Origin of the sequence: Chryseobacterium paridis, from assembly GCF_016595215.1 — a bacterium.
In the GTDB taxonomy this organism is placed as follows: Bacteria; Bacteroidota; Bacteroidia; order Flavobacteriales; family Weeksellaceae; genus Chryseobacterium; species Chryseobacterium paridis.
This window is the reverse complement of the sequence record NZ_JAENHK010000008.1, coordinates 49371-64860: the sequence shown is the minus strand read 5'-3', so window position 1 is coordinate 64860 and position 15490 is coordinate 49371. Positions and strand designations below refer to the sequence as shown.

13 protein-coding genes are annotated in these 15490 nt (G+C 33.9%); 3 read left to right on the top strand and 10 right to left on the bottom strand.

Going from position 1 to position 15490, the window contains the following annotated elements; genetic code table 11:
• Window positions 1-6 precede the first annotated feature (6 nt).
• The 5 genes from JHL15_RS08820 to gyrB form a co-directional block, all read right to left on the bottom strand.
• Entirely contained in the window at window positions 7-828 is an 822-nt protein-coding gene (locus tag JHL15_RS08820; protein ID WP_200245147.1) for an RsiV family protein, read from the bottom strand.
• Between the two features lie 74 nt (window positions 829-902).
• Entirely contained in the window at window positions 903-1316 is a 414-nt protein-coding gene (locus JHL15_RS08815) for a DUF5684 domain-containing protein (protein WP_200245146.1), read from the bottom strand.
• A 66-nt stretch (window positions 1317-1382) separates the two neighbouring features.
• Window positions 1383-3311, bottom strand: a complete 1929-nt coding sequence (locus JHL15_RS08810; RefSeq protein ID WP_200245144.1) for a transglutaminase-like domain-containing protein — start codon at window positions 3309-3311, stop codon at window positions 1383-1385.
• A 2-nt stretch (window positions 3312-3313) separates the two neighbouring features.
• Window positions 3314-5206 (bottom strand): DUF3857 domain-containing protein, encoded by a 1893-nt coding sequence (locus JHL15_RS08805; protein ID WP_200245143.1) that lies wholly within the window; start codon window positions 5204-5206, stop codon window positions 3314-3316.
• A 116-nt stretch (window positions 5207-5322) separates the two neighbouring features.
• Complete coding sequence (gene gyrB, locus JHL15_RS08800) at window positions 5323-7257, bottom strand: DNA topoisomerase (ATP-hydrolyzing) subunit B (protein WP_200245142.1); 1935 nt, start codon at window positions 7255-7257, stop codon at window positions 5323-5325.
• A gap of 304 nt (window positions 7258-7561) precedes the next feature.
• Between gyrB and JHL15_RS08795 the strand changes: the two genes are divergently transcribed.
• Both JHL15_RS08795 and JHL15_RS08790 read left to right on the top strand, forming a co-directional pair.
• The gene (locus JHL15_RS08795) at window positions 7562-8905 is read left to right on the top strand and encodes a cytochrome ubiquinol oxidase subunit I (RefSeq protein ID WP_200245141.1); all 1344 of its coding nucleotides are present in this window, start codon (window positions 7562-7564) and stop codon (window positions 8903-8905) included.
• On the top strand, window positions 8902-9906 hold the full coding sequence (locus JHL15_RS08790; RefSeq protein ID WP_200245140.1) for a cytochrome d ubiquinol oxidase subunit II: 1005 nt from the start codon (window positions 8902-8904) through the stop codon (window positions 9904-9906). Before JHL15_RS08795 ends, JHL15_RS08790 begins: the two co-directional genes overlap by 4 nt.
• Before the next feature lie 4 nt (window positions 9907-9910).
• Here JHL15_RS08790 and JHL15_RS08785 read toward each other — a convergent pair whose 3' ends face one another.
• The 5 genes from JHL15_RS08785 to JHL15_RS08765 all read right to left on the bottom strand — a co-directional run bounded on the left by JHL15_RS08785 (window position 9911) and on the right by JHL15_RS08765 (window position 14532).
• Window positions 9911-10678 (bottom strand): OmpA family protein, encoded by a 768-nt coding sequence (locus JHL15_RS08785; RefSeq protein ID WP_200245139.1) that lies wholly within the window; start codon window positions 10676-10678, stop codon window positions 9911-9913.
• Window positions 10679-10836: 158 nt separating this feature from the next.
• Window positions 10837-12534 carry a lysine--tRNA ligase gene (gene lysS, locus JHL15_RS08780; protein ID WP_200245136.1) on the bottom strand — a complete coding sequence of 566 codons (1698 nt, stop codon included), beginning with the start codon at window positions 12532-12534 and terminating at the stop codon, window positions 10837-10839.
• A gap of 475 nt (window positions 12535-13009) precedes the next feature.
• The gene (gene rlmF / locus JHL15_RS08775; protein WP_200245135.1) at window positions 13010-13936 is read right to left on the bottom strand and encodes a 23S rRNA (adenine(1618)-N(6))-methyltransferase RlmF; all 927 of its coding nucleotides are present in this window, start codon (window positions 13934-13936) and stop codon (window positions 13010-13012) included.
• A 3-nt stretch (window positions 13937-13939) separates the two neighbouring features.
• Window positions 13940-14314 carry a c-type cytochrome gene (locus JHL15_RS08770; protein WP_200245133.1) on the bottom strand — a complete coding sequence of 125 codons (375 nt, stop codon included), beginning with the start codon at window positions 14312-14314 and terminating at the stop codon, window positions 13940-13942.
• Window positions 14314-14532, bottom strand: a complete 219-nt coding sequence (locus tag JHL15_RS08765) for a hypothetical protein (RefSeq protein WP_200245131.1) — start codon at window positions 14530-14532, stop codon at window positions 14314-14316. The genes JHL15_RS08770 and JHL15_RS08765 overlap by 1 nt, the downstream gene beginning before the upstream one ends.
• Window positions 14533-14671: 139 nt before the next feature.
• Here JHL15_RS08765 and JHL15_RS08760 point away from each other — a divergent pair, with 139 nt between their 5' ends.
• Window positions 14672-15316, top strand: a complete 645-nt coding sequence (locus tag JHL15_RS08760; RefSeq protein ID WP_200245129.1) for a hypothetical protein — start codon at window positions 14672-14674, stop codon at window positions 15314-15316.
• The last annotated feature ends 174 nt before the right edge of the window (window positions 15317-15490 follow it).

Below are 15490 nucleotides of genomic sequence, written 5' to 3'. Positions count from 1 at the left end.
TTTTTATTATTTAATTTTCATTCTTTCTTTAAACTCAGGTTTTAATGTACCTTTAAGATCTTCCCACGAAACAGGAATTGTAATATCTCCTGCAGCAAAGGCAGCAATTTCATAAGGACTGTAATGGAAATACAGGTTTTTATCGTCAAAATAGAAATTATTGGTCGCAGGGATTACATCTACTAAAAGCATATCTGAGTTTTTCACTTCTCCTTTTTCGTCCATTGTTCCGCTATGAACCTTGTTAATATTTTTCTTAAGGATCCCTTCAATCTGTTTTTTAGGCATAGTGGTTATCTCTTCCAGTTCAAGCTTTTTATTATTTTTCAAATCAAACACACGTTCTGCAAATCCATAATTATCATGAGCTCCACCCTGATAAGCACTTGAAACATATTCAATATGCATATAATCATTGGTTGTAGATTTCCAATTCATATATAAGCTGGTGTACCAGTCTTGCGGAAATGATACCCCTAGATCTTTAGCTTCTTTTTTCATAGAATTGAAATAGTCCTTTTTCTCATTTTCCAGATAAGACTGAACTCCATTCTTAGAAAAATCTTTAAGTCCTTTATTATAAAAATAAATGCTATCTAAAAGTTTCTGATCTTTTATTGATGGAAACACCAGAAATCTGGAAGTATACTTTACACCTAAGGAATCACTGATCTTTATAGAATCATTAACTTTAACTGAATCAATCACAAATTTTTCAGTTTGATTGTTTTCTGTTTTTTCTGCAGGTACATTTTTATTTTCAGATTTTTTACATGCAGAGAAAACGAAGAATGAGGAAAGTGCTAAAGCAGCTATTATGTTTTTCATAATTTAAATTTTTCTTATCAATACAAAAACCATTCAAAAGATGAATGGTTTTAAAATTATTTCTTATTTTTTTTCTAAGTTGTTGGAATTCTCTGTCCATCAAATTTATCATCGTTAAATGCCAATACAGGAATAAAGATAAATCCAAGGAAGAATAATAGAATGGTATATAAAGGTGTTTCTTTACCAAAGCCTTTCGCCAGTCCATCGTTTACCATCCAGGATGCGAATAAATTAACAAATGGAATGAAAAATAAAATAATCCACCACACTGGCTTTTTAACAATATCAAGAAGAACGATTATATTGTAAATAGGAATAAATGCAGCCCAGGCATCTTGACGTCCTGCTTTCTGAAATATTTTATACATACAATATCCATAAAATAGATATATAATTAAATAAAAAATCATCATTCCAATTCCGATTCCAGCTGCAGCAGCGGAATCCATCCCATCATAAGGATCTGTTTGTAAAATAGTTAACATATTATTAATTTTTATTGGTTTGATCAAATATAAAAAAAAGCTTCTATAATCTAGAAGCTTTTTCAGTTATTTTTTAATTAAACTTATGACCTGGTTCTCACTTTTTGAAACGACTCCCCAAATCTGTTTAAATGCCGGATAATATTCCTTGGGATAATCAGGGCTGCTTACTTTAGTCGTAGAAGTTACTTCTAATTTATTCCCATTTTGTACTGCTATATAACTATACTCAATTTCTTTGTCATCCGTGACAATCTTTTTATTCTTAGGCATCTCCTCAATAACATAACCATTTGGGATTTCAAAGATCACTTTCTTAGTTCTGGTATATGCTGAAAAAAATTCAATTGGATACAGTCTTGCTTCGGTTTGGTCAAACTCGTTAGAGTTCTTATTGAGAAACAACATTGGATTGATGATCATCTTCTTTCCTATTTTGTCGATCAGGTTATCAGATGAAAAATTCATTGTACTTTCAAAATCACCATTTTCAAGAACCTTAGAATCAATATTTGTAAAGTCCAACGCAAAGTTCTCTTTATACTGCTTTTTATACTTCTCCATATTCTCATCATAACTTTCTTTCGCAAACATAGCATAACTTCCGGTGTCTTTGTCAGAGTATGTACCTGAAATGCTTCCATCTTCATTTATTTTAGCCACCGCTGTAAGATTGGTAAAGCTTGGTTTTGCATTGATCATAGACAATTGCTGTACTTTGTCTTTGGATATTAAGATCCCAAACTGGTTCCAGTCTCTTGGGGGAAGCATATCCATTGAAGATTGTTTTGATGTAGCATCATACAAATGAAACTGATCATTAATTTTTACTGCTGCCAACACAAAATTGAAATTAGAAACATTCGGGGAAGCCAGGTTTATCATTCCGTGACCCACTGTAGAAATAGCTAAAGGATCAGTTTTTATTCCTGCTTCTCTTAACATCATAATCAAAAAAAGATTGATCTCAGCAGCATTCCCTGTTTTTGTTTCCAACATTTTTTTGATCCCTTCATCTGTCTTTACTCCGAATTCTTTATTCCAGGTGAATGTCTTTTGAACATATTTAAAAATAGCATCCGCTTTTTCAGTATCATTTAATCCGGAAATTCCTGCAGGCATATTTTCCTTGGCAAGTTTTGTCCTTTTCAATTCATCCCCAAAGTCTTCATTTTCATACAGCCTATCTTTGATCTTCTCCCATGAGGACGAGTATAATTTTAATTCTCTAAAATTAGTAGAATGCAGTTCTGCACTCACCTTAGTCCTGTAATTTCTGTCATTTTTTACAAACTTCTCAGTTTTAAAACCTTTAAGATTTTCAAAACCGAATCTATAGGTTCTATAATTGGTACCATATAACATCTTTTCCTCCACTTGTCTGTATTTAGGATTTAATGATCCTGTATAATTGATGTTATAGGAAATATTAGAAGGACTGTCTAGTACATATTCTGTATATAATGATGGGGTATCTGATTCTATTAATATTTCCGGTATAGCAAATAAAAATGGAGAGTTAACCTCATATTGATATTCAATAACAGATCCATTTTTGACATTGGGAAATGCAAACTTTGTTATTGATATATACTTATTTTCTTTACTCTTGTACTTTGAGCTTTTGTCTACTTTTGTTGCAACAGCAGCTCCGTTTTCAAGATTATAAGTAAAAGCTTTGATCTTAGATACACTTTCCTGATCGCTACCACTCTGATAAAGTGGAATTTCAAGATTCAACCAATCTTCTGCTTTTTCTTTATCATAGATCTTTACTCTGTAAAATGCTTTTTTTTGTAAAGTTCCTGTATTAGAATCGATGTTAAAATGTACTGATTTATATAAAATTTCAGCGGGAGCATTTTCATCAAGTAAGGATTTCTGCTTTGATAAGTCAGCATCATTAAACTTGGGCGGATTCAGAAACTCCTGCTTCTGAGCGCTTATGCTGATAATATTGACAGAACTAAAAATGATAAATATAATTTTTTTCATGCTTAGATTTTAGTAATTAAAATTTTAGAGTTATCCATGTTGATTGTTTTTTTTCTGAAATTAACATAATCGTTATATTTTTCTTTTGGAAAAAGACCTTTGTTAATTTTAATAGTTCTGCTTACTTTTAATTCTTCGCCATTTTTAACAAAACTCAATTTGTATGTTCCAAATTCCGAATTAAGAACAATATTTTCAGGAATTTCATCAATTTTAAAATTCTTAGGAATTGCAAAGTTAATTTCATACTCATCTTCAAAAGATTGTCTTAACTCAAAAGGTAATTCCCTGTTTGCTTCGGTTCTGTAAATAGTATTAGAATAAATGGGAACAGCTCTGAAAATCATGCTATTTCCAGCATTTTTTGAATAATTACTCGCTTTGAAATTAAGATCATATTTTGCAACGGCATTATCTCTATCATTAAGAAAATTCTTCATCTCAATTGTTTCAAAATGCAGAACATCCAAAAGATTTTTCACAGCTTCATTTCTTTCCTTAGGCGACATGGTAACCAAAGACAGATTGTTGTCATATTGAATTCCTGTGTAAGAAAAATTACCTTCCCCGGAAATACTGTTATCCTCATTAAGGTTGATTTTAAGCAATTGCTTCTCCTTACTTTGTTCAGCAGAATAAGAAGGAGTATCTACAACTTCAATTCCTTCTTTTTTAACCATAAGAACATTCCTATCTGTAGTAGTGTAACCTAAATGATTAAAAGCAATTTGCTGAGAGGTATTTTCCAACCAGATATTTCCTTTTTCAGTAGGAACCATTAAAATAATATGATTACCACCCATTTTCGGAAAGTCTTTATCAAAAGAAACCGGTGAAGAGCCAGAGTTAATTTTACAATAATATGATGGAATTCCAGCCTCATCAAGGAGTGTTTTCATATAATTAGACAACCCCTTACAATCACCATACCCCTTCTTTTGCACCTCATCCGGCATCATAGGCTGCCAACCTCCAATTCCAAGACCAACATAAATATACCTGGTTTTACTCTGCATATACTGGTAAAGTTTTTTCACCTTTTCTTCTGTTGTTCCTTTTAATTGGAGTGCTGCTACCTCAGCTTTTATAGATGGGGTGGAAACAGATACCGGTTGCAAAATATTGCTATAATACCATGATCCAAAATCTTTCCAGTTTGTTATATTCCCCTGTTTTCCTTCAAGGTTAAATTTAGCCAAAGCGAAACTCACTTTAGGTAAAATCTTTATTGGCTTTGGAAGCAAAAAAGCATCATCGATAGCAGGAACATTTTTATAGGAATATACTTTTCCTGTTCCATCATTACTTTCCGTAACGGATGTATAATTGTATGGAGATGGATATGTTTTTGTACGAAGCTCAATCCCGGAATTGTTGATGATCTTAAACTGACTTTCTTCTAATGAAATATTAGTATCAGTAAACGGTATAAAATCAGGAATAAAAATGGTATTCTGATCTGTTATCTGATATGAAAACTCAACAGTATAAGGATATTGCGTAGGTGTATAGGATAATGCTAAAAATCGGCTATCTGAATAAAACACTCCCTGAGAATTATTCGCAAAATCACCAAAGTCAGATTTCGAATAGGATTTTACTTTTTTACCTGATTCATCGTAAACTGTTACTTTAACATCTGAAACATGATCTCCCTTTTCATAAGGAATATACACCTGTGCTTCAGAGTCACCATCTTTATTCAAGACAGTCTTTACCATGTTGAACTGGTATTTGATTTCATCAATCTTATTAATTTGAATTGTTGTGAAATCTTTTCGAATAACAACATGAGCATCTTTTTTCAAATTTTCCGGAATTGCTGAAACAGGATAATTCTGAGCATAATAAAAAGAAGCTGCACATAGAGCGCCAATAGTTAGAATTTTCATCATTGCTTATTAAAATCGAGCAAAAGTAATAAAATCTTAACAAATGTTAAAATTTAATTTTAACACATAAAAAAAGACTCCATTTCTGAAGTCTTTTTTATTATTTATAAGATTAAATGTTAAGCATCAATCTTAGCATATTTTGCATTTTTCTCGATAAATTCTCTTCTTGGCGGAACTTCATCTCCCATCAACATAGAGAATACACTGTCTGCTTCTACAGCATTATCAATAGTTACCTGTTTTAAAATTCTATGTTCAGGATTTAATGTTGTTTCCCAAAGCTGCTCAGGATTCATTTCCCCAAGACCTTTGTAACGTTGTACCTCAACACCTTTTCCGTCTGGAGACATCTCCAATGTAAATTCTTCACGCTCTTTTTCGTTATAAGCATAAATCTTTTTATTTCCTTTCTTTAGTAGATACAAAGGTGGTTGAGCGATATAAATGTAACCATTTTCGATCAACTCTTTCATATATCTAAAGAAGAATGTCAGGATCAGAGTAGAAATGTGAGAACCATCAATATCAGCATCGGTCATGATTACGATCTTGTGATATCTCAATTTAACCATATTCAATGCTTTGCTATCTTCTTCTGTACCTACAGAAACTCCAAGAGCCGTATAGATATTTTTGATCTCTTCATTATCGTATACTTTATGAAGCATAGATTTTTCTACGTTCAAAATTTTACCTCTTAACGGAAGAATAGCTTGAAAATGTCTGTCTCTACCTTGTTTTGCTGTTCCACCTGCGGAATCTCCCTCTACTAAGAAAAGTTCAGATTCTTCAGGATCTTTTGATGAACAGTCAGATAGCTTCCCAGGAAGTCCGGAACCACCCATAGGTGATTTTCTCTGAACCATCTCACGAGCTTTCTTAGCTGCTTGTCTTGCTTTTGCTGCTAAAACTACCTTTTGAACGATAATTTTTGCCTCATTCGGATTTTCTTCCAGGAAGTTAGTAAGCATTTCCCCTACAATTTTATCAACAGCACCAGAAACTTCGGAGTTCCCTAATTTGGTTTTTGTCTGTCCTTCAAACTGAGGTTCCATCACTTTTACTGAAACTACTGCTGTAAGACCTTCACGGAAGTCATCCCCTGTAATTTCTACCTTTTCTTTCTGAGGAATTCCTAAATCATCAGCATATTTCTTCAAAGTTCTCGTTAATGCACGTCTGAAACCTGCAAGGTGAGTACCTCCCTCATGGGTATTGATATTATTTACATAAGAGTGAAGATTTTCGTTGAATGATGTATTATAACGCATCGCCACTTCTACTGGGATCTCGTCTCTTTCACCTTCCATGAAAATTACATTCTCCATGATAGATTCACGGTTCCCGTCGATGTAAGCAACAAATTCTTTTAACCCTCCTTCAGAATGAAAAATTTCTGTTTTGAAAGATCCGTCTTCCAATACTTCTCTTTCGTCGGTAAGTGTAATCGTAATTCCCTTATTAAGATAAGAAAGTTCTCTTAGTCTGCTTGCTAAGGTATCATAGTTATAAACCAATTCCGAAAAGATAGTATCGTCAGGCTGGAAAAACTGTTTAGTTCCTCTTTTGTCACTGTTCCCTATCTCTTCAACTTCAGTTTGTGCTTTTCCTTTGGAATATATCTGCTGATAAATGTTTCCGTCTCTGTAAACGGTAGTGATCATTTGGTTAGAAAGTGCATTCACACACGATACCCCTACACCATGCAGACCTCCGGAAACCTTGTAAGAATCTTTATCAAACTTACCACCTGCTCCAATTTTCGTCATTACAACTTCAAGAGCAGATTTTTGTTCTTTTTCGTGGAAGTCAACCGGAATACCTCTACCGTTATCCATCACCTCGATTCCGTTTCCTTCTTTAATGCTAACGAAAATAGTGTCGCAGTATCCTGCCAACGCTTCGTCAATAGAGTTATCTACTACTTCATAAACCAAATGATGAAGACCTCTTACTCCTACATCACCAATGTACATTGAAGGACGCATACGAACGTGCTCCATTCCTTCCAATGCCTGAATACTACTAGCTGTATATTGTTTCTGACTCATATTATTTTTTAGATTTGAGATTAAAAGATCTGGGATCTGAGACTTAATACTTGATTTTTAGTCTCTTATCACACACCTAAATGTCTCCTGTCTCATTTTTTGCAAAGACCTACAAATATCGTGATTTTTTTCGAAATATGAAAGTTAAAATATGTCAAAAAAAGACAGAGTTTTCAACAAAATGAAGCCTCTTTTTTTATTAAAAAAGAACAAAGTTATTATCTATTTCATGAATATGAACTGTTTTTAATCATGCGCTCTTCTATAATTAATGCTTAAATTTATTTACTCAAAAATTGATATTATGGACGATTTCATTGCCGCACGTGCACAGATGGCCATGTCCCTGGGCTTTCACATCATTTTCTCCTGTGTGGGAATGGTGATGCCTTTTTTAATGGCTTTTGCCCACTGGAAATACCTTAAAACAAAAAATGAGGTCTACAAAGGACTTACAAAGGCATGGAGCAAGGGAGTAGCCATTTTATTTGCTACGGGTGCCGTTTCAGGAACAATGCTTTCTTTTGAGCTTGGACTTCTCTGGCCACAGTTCATGAAACATGCAGGACCAATTTTTGGGATGCCATTTTCCCTTGAGGGAACGGCATTTTTTATAGAGGCTATTGCTATTGGTTTTTTCCTTTATGGATGGGATAAATTCAATAAATGGTTCCACTGGTTTTGTGGTTTCTTAGTTGGACTTAGCGGATTAGCTTCTGGAATTTTAGTGGTTGCGGCTAATGCATGGATGAATTCCCCGGCAGGCTTTGATTATATCAATGGACAATACGTAAATATAGACCCAATTAAAGCTATGTTTAATGAAGCATGGTTTCCACAGGCTTTACATATGACAGTAGCTGCTTTTTGTGCGACAGGATTTGCTGTAGCAGGTGTTCATGCTTTTTTAATTATGAGAAAGAGAAATGTAGAGTTCCATACCAAAGCTTTTAAAATTGCAGCTGGTTTTGCTCTGATTGGTGCATTTGGTGCTCCTTTAAGTGGTGATATTGCAGCTAAGTCTGTAGCCAAAAGACAGCCTATTAAATTAGCAGCAATGGAAGCACATTTTGAAACAGAAAAAGGCGCCTCTTTTGTCATCGGAGGAATTCCGGATGAAAAGAAAGGTGAAATAAAATATGCATTAAAAATTCCTAAAGTATTAAGCTTTTTAGTCAGTAATGACTTCAACGCAGAAGTAAAGGGACTAAAAGATTTTCCAAGAGATGAATGGCCACCTGTTGCTGTCGTTCATTATTCTTTCCAGATTATGATATTCTTCGGCGTGGTTATGATTTGTATTGGTATCTTGTATGTATACTCCTTTTTCTTCAGGAAAGAATGGCTTAGTAAAAACTGGTTATTAAAAACTTTCCTTATCGCTACTCCTTTCGGATATATTGCACTGGAAGCTGGCTGGACAGTTACTGAAGTTGGCAGACAACCCTGGATCATCTATGGAATCATGCGAACAGTCGATGCTGTTACACCAATGCCGGGAATCCAGTATTCCTTCTATTTCTTTACAGCTATTTTCGTTTCGTTATCATTGATTTTAATTTTCCTTTTAAAAAGGCAGATACAAATGGTTCCGAAACTTTATGACCCTACCGATATTCAGTTTAATTCTAAAAATACGAAATCATGATCTATGTTGTTATAGGTTTTCTATGGCTGTCAATTTGCCTGTATGTTATCTTAGGAGGAGCAGATTTCGGTGCCGGAATTGTTGAAATGTTCACCAATAAAAAATCCCGCCATAAAACAAAAGAAATCATGTATGAATCAATCGCTCCTGTTTGGGAGGCAAATCATATGTGGCTCATTATTGCAATTGTTATCTTATTTGTGGGGTTCCCTGAAATTTACACCACAATGTCCACCTATCTTCATATTCCTTTAGTATTGATGCTCGTAGGAATTATTGCAAGAGGTACAGCTTTTACATTCAGACATTACGATGCCGTAAAGGATGACTGGCAGTTTTTATATACTCATATTTTCTATTATGCAAGTCTTCTGACACCTTTTTTCTTAGGATTAATAGCTGCGGCCACGGTTTCCCAATCTATAAACCCTGATGCAACTACCTTTTTAGACCTGTATGTTTTTAGTTGGCTGAACTGGTTTGGAGTTGCTGTAGGATTATTTACGGTATCTCTTTGTGCCTATCTCGCTTCTATATTTTCATTAAGAGAAACAACGGATAGATTGGAATTAAATTTAATGATCAGAAAATCAAAGCAAACAATGCTCTTTGTGGTCATTACAGGTGCATTGGTTTTCCTTTCAGCTTATCTTTCGGGAATTCCTTTAGTAAAATGGGTGTTCTCAAAACCACTGGGGATTATGGCTATTGCTTTTGCTACCATTGCTTTATTATTAATTTTCCGTGCCATGAAACAGCGAAAATTATTACCTGTAAGGGCATTAGCTGGATTCCAGGTTATTATGATTTTAGTAGCGGCAACCTATCAGCATAATCCTAATATAATTTTATTAGGAAACGGTCAACATCTTTCATTATTGGAACATGTGGCTGCTCCGAAAACAATTTCGGCTTTAGGATGGGCACTGATGTTAGGGTCTTTGTTTATACTGCCGTTTTTATTTTATCTGATGGCCTCATTTAGTAAACTAAGAAAGTAAAAGATTATTTTTTAAGCAAAACAATTTCAACTCTCCTATTCTTGATCCGGTCCGCATCTGTTTGTTCGGGATAAGCAACCGGATTAAGATGTCCCTGCCCGCTTGCTTTTATACGGCTGGAGTCTATTCCTTGCATTTGGAGAAACTCCTTTATGGAATTAGCTCTCGTATGTGAAAGATTAAAAGTACCCAAATCAAGATCTTCACCATCAAAATTATCATAATCACAGCAGATATGTCCTTGCAACTCAACCTGCATGGTTGGATTATCTCTCAATATTTTAAGCAACTTAACGATAGTTTCATTACCTCCGGGAAGCCAGACATGACGACCACCAATAAAATTAACATTAGGAAGTGAATATGTATTTTGAATCTTCATCTCAGAAACACTCACATCTACAAAGCTTGGAGGAGTTTTTCCTGAAATTTTTTCACCTTTAGCCCATTCTCTATCGATAAAAATATCTACTCTCCTGTTTTTCCCCCGTAATTCTTCTGAGCTGTTATCATTGATTTGCTTTTCCTCACCCAAACCAACAACGTTTTCAAGAGTAATATTACTTTTAATTCTTGTCTGTAAATACCTGTTAACCACATTTGCTCTGTTTTCAGACAATACTTTATTATAATGCATACTTCCTATTGAGTCACAGTTTCCAAAAATCCTGAATCTTAAATTACCTTTTAATTGAGCTAAACTATCTAATTTCTTTTCGGATTGTTTATCAAGTTTGTACCTATCATGTGCAAAATAAACTGATTCAATCATTTGTGATTGAATAACAATGCATTGGAACAGAAAAAATAAAACGAAAATTTTCATCGAAATTGAGTTTTCTAAAGAACGGAAAATGTCAATTTATAGTTTGTAGCAAAAAAAATCCTGAAGATATTTCAGGATTTAATTTATGTGTTATTGTGAAATTTTTAAACCAATTTCATCAAAACGTTCTCATCAATTTTTTCAACTTTAACCAGATTATTTTTAGTTAAAGTCTTAGAAGCCTTATCCCATTTTTTTCCGGATAACTGACTTCTTTCTTTCACTTCAGCTAATGAGAATGGCTCTTCCTGAGAATTCAAAATCTCAAGAATTACTTTTTCATCTTCTCCTAACTCGATTTGAGGAACTGCTTTTTCAGGTCTCATCTGAGGGAAGAATAGTACTTCCTGGATAGATGCATTATCAGTTAAGAACATGATCAATCTGTCCATACCGATTCCTAGTCCTGAAGTTGGTGGCATACCATATTCCAAGGCTCTTAAGAAATCCTGATCGATAAACATTGCCTCATCATCTCCTCTTTCAGAAAGGGTCATTTGTGCTTCGAAGCGCTCTCTCTGATCAATTGGATCATTTAACTCAGAATAAGCATTAGCAATCTCTTTTCCACAAACCATTAGCTCAAAACGTTCTGTTAAACCTTCTTTGCTTCTGTGTTTTTTTGTCAGTGGAGACATTTCAATTGGATAATCGGTAATGAAAGTTGGCTGAATAAAGTTTCCTTCACATTTCTCACCAAATATTTCATCAATCAATTTTCCTTTACCCATCGTTTCATTAACATCAATTCCAATAGATTTAGCAAAATCAAACAATTCCTGTTCAGTTTTACCTGTAATATTGAAACCTGTATATTTTAGGATCGCTTCAGTCATAGAAACTCTTGGGTAAGGTGCTTTCCAGTTAATTTTATGCTCTCCAAAAGTAGATTCAGCATTTCCATTCACTTTCGTTGCACAGAATTCCAATAGTTTTTCTGTGAAATCCATCATCCAATTGTAGTCTTTGTAAGCTACATAGATCTCCATTGCCGTAAATTCAGGATTGTGCGTTCTGTCCATCCCTTCATTTCTGAAGTTTTTGGAAAACTCGTAAACTCCATCAAATCCACCAACGATCAATCTTTTAAGATAAAGCTCATTTGCAATTCTTAAATATAATGGAATATCTAAAGCATTATGATGCGTAATAAACGGCTTTGCAGCAGCTCCTCCAGGAATTGACTGAAGAATCGGGGTTTCTACTTCAAAATATCCGGCATCATTAAAGAATGTTCTCATGGCATTGAACAATTTTGTTCTCTTCACAAAAATTTCTTTAATATGTGGGTTTACCGTTAAATCGACATAACGCTGTCTGTATCTTAATTCAGGATCATTAAATCCGTCGTGTATCACTCCGTTCTCATCTGTTTTAGCCTGTGGAAGAGGGCGTAGCGCTTTGGTAAGAAGGGTAAAGTTTTTCACTAATACCGTTTTCTCCCCTACCTGTGTGGTAAATAACTCTCCTTCGATACCGATGATATCTCCGATATCTAAAAGATGTTTGTATACTTCGTTATATAACGTTTTATCTTCTCCGGTACAGATTTCGTCTCTGTTGAAATACACCTGAATTTTACCTGTAGAATCTTGCAATTCAGCAAAAGAAGCCTTCCCTTGAATTCTTCGGGACATTAATCTACCAGCAATCTTCACCTGTTTACTTTCAGAAAAATCCTGTTTTATAGATTCTGTTGTATCTGTAATTTTGTATTCATCTGCCGGGAACGCATTGATTCCCATTTCAACAAGCTTATTAAGCTTTTCTCTTCTAATGATTTCTTGTTCTGATAATTGCATTTCTTATTTTTCTAAAAGCGTACAAATTTAGGCATTTTTGAATTCATCATCAATGTGTTTTCTTAGAAATATAATTTATTTCACATCAAGTCGATTCTAAAACTTAATTCAAATAGAGCTTAGAAGAGAAGAATGTAAATATAGAGCACTTAGGCTGGGAGGGAAAGAAACTGGATGCTGGAAGTTATTAAATGACTGTTTTGACAGACTTATTTTTCTAAACTGTTAAGGGTTGATTAAGTTGTTAAGACAATTAAGAGATTTCTCACTACGTTCGAAATGACAAGGCAATATTATTGTAGTTAAAAGTAAAGAATCTAAAAAATTTTCAATAACAAGGTTAGAATGCAAGATATTTTTCTTCGAAAATGATACCGATTCAATGAATTTTCAGTTTTGCAAATTAACATTTTTTCAAATCAGCGATTTCGCCTTCATAAGTATAGGGCAAATTAAACAGATTCTCGTTTAAAATTTAAAACCAGGCTTTACGATCTTGCTGAGGAATAAATGTCCAGGCCAACATCCTGCTTATCTTTTGACCTTGAGCCATATCAATGATTTTTACGTCTATTGCTTTCACTTTTTGTAAAAGCGTGGTAAGCTTATGTAAATTATCTTTTTTGGAAACCAGGCATGTAAACCATAGAATTTGGGATGAATAGGATATACTTTCATTGATCATCTTTGTGATAAAAGCCAACTCTCCTCCCTCACACCATAATTCTGACTGTTGCCCACCAAAATTAAGTAAAGGCTTTTGAACCTTTGATTTATTGAGATTTTTCGTTTTCCTGATGTTTCCTTTTAACGCAGATTCTTCAGAATCATGAAAGGGCGGATTACACATAGAAAATGTAAATCTATCGCCATTATCAATGATATTTTTAAATATATGAGTGGAATCAGGTTGTTGCTTTAATTGAATAACGGTTGATAAATCCGGGTTCTGATCTAAAATCCGCTGTGCATTTTCTAAAGAAGCTTTATTGATATCGGTTCCCAACATCTTCCAGCCATAAGATCTATGAGCAATTAGAGGGTACACAAGATTCGCTCCTACTCCAATATCTACACCTTTTACAGCAATTCCTGTGGGAATATCATTTAGTTGGTCAGCTAATAAATCAGCAATATAATGTACGTAGTCAGCACGGCCAGGAATTGGAGGGCATAAATTCGTCTCTGGAATATCCCAATCCTTAATATTATAAAAATGTAATAACAGCGCTTTATTAAGTAGCTTGACCGCTTTAGGAATACTGAAATTAATGGTTACTGATTGATAAGCATTAACAAAGACATACTGTTTCAGTTCTGGCACACAGGAAATAAGCTGATCAAAATCATAAGGATTGCGATGCAGATTTCTTGTGTGCAGACTGGATTTTTCAGTAGACATATTTTATTTCTTCTGACTTAAGATATATTCTACCATTTTTTTTGCATCTTCTTTAGATACCTGAGGATGGGGCTGCATAGGAACACTTCCCCAAACCCCGCTTCCGCCTTCAATAATTTTGGAAGCCAGTATTTCAATATCTTTTTCTGAATATTTATTTGCTATTTCCTGATATGAAGGTCCTATCATTCTCTCATTAACCGTATGACACCCAGTACAATCTAGCGTTTCGATAATTTGATCTCCCGAAAGATTAGTTTTAGCAGGTTCAGAAACAACAGCGGTCTCTGAAGGTGTGGCATCAACAGGTGTATTTTCTTTTTTGGAACAGGAAAGAATTAAAAATCCTACACATCCTGTCAAAAATAATTTCTTCATTATTTTTTCGCCGTAGAGTCGGTTTTAGCAGCTGGTGCTGGTGTTGCAGCAACAGGTGCAGCAGCCGTAGCAGGTTTAGCTTTAGTAGAATCAACAACAGTAGTTGCTTCAGGCTCTTCAAGCATTGTGTTGCTATCTTGTAGTGAATGATCTGGTTTCTTTTTGCAGTTTACAACTAATAAACCTCCGATAAATGCAAGTGCTAATACTTTTTTCATTATTTTTTCTATAAAATTTAAGCAAAAGTATAAAAAATATATTTTTAAAGTGATGATAAATATCCCTTTTAATAATAATCTCTCTGGAATATTATCATTAAATCATCTTTCATTTAAATAAAAATTTTAATTTTAAAACATGATATCCATTTCTAAAATACTATTTTTCACGAGTCATCACGGTTTTTATACTGTGATACTTCTCCTTGTATTTTTCTGTTTGCTTTCATTTCTTACAAAAAAATGGTGGCTACTTCTTCCTATTATTCCTCTGGCAATTGCTAATGGAGTTACCGGACAATTTCTAAATGCATGGTTTCTCAATAGGTACGGCATTGAAAGTACAGCAATTATTACATCAGATGTTGAAACAAACTCTACTTTAAATGAACAATATATTCACGATTACGAAGCTATTGTAAAGAAGCAGGATGGCAAATATGTCTCAACTTATTTCTCAACAACCTCTGCAGCGATATACCCTATTGAAAATGCCATACGAATTCCTAATGTCAATCAATCTTTTCCGGTAAAATACATTCCAGGATATGAAAAGAATATCGTTATTCTTTACAATGAATCTGAAGAAGGTAAAAGGTTGCGACAATATGAAAAACAGGCTCCTGTAAATAGTGCAAAAATTAAATATGAAGCAGACCCAACCAATAAAGAGTTTATAAAAGAATACATCTCAGCATTAGAGGATTACGTACAGATATATGATGATAAAAACTATCAACTAAAAATAGAAGAACTGAAGAAAGAATTACAACAATTGAAATAGTTAATTTTATCTTAAGTTTTTTTAATTTTTATTTTTTATCGTTTTTATAATAAAAAATTTTCTACATTTGTCCCATGTTTAATACGAGCAATAATTTTTGGTGGTGGCTTTCAAACTCTTCGTCGGGTCTGAAGTTATTATCATGTTGCTAAATGTATAGCTACTCTTACAACA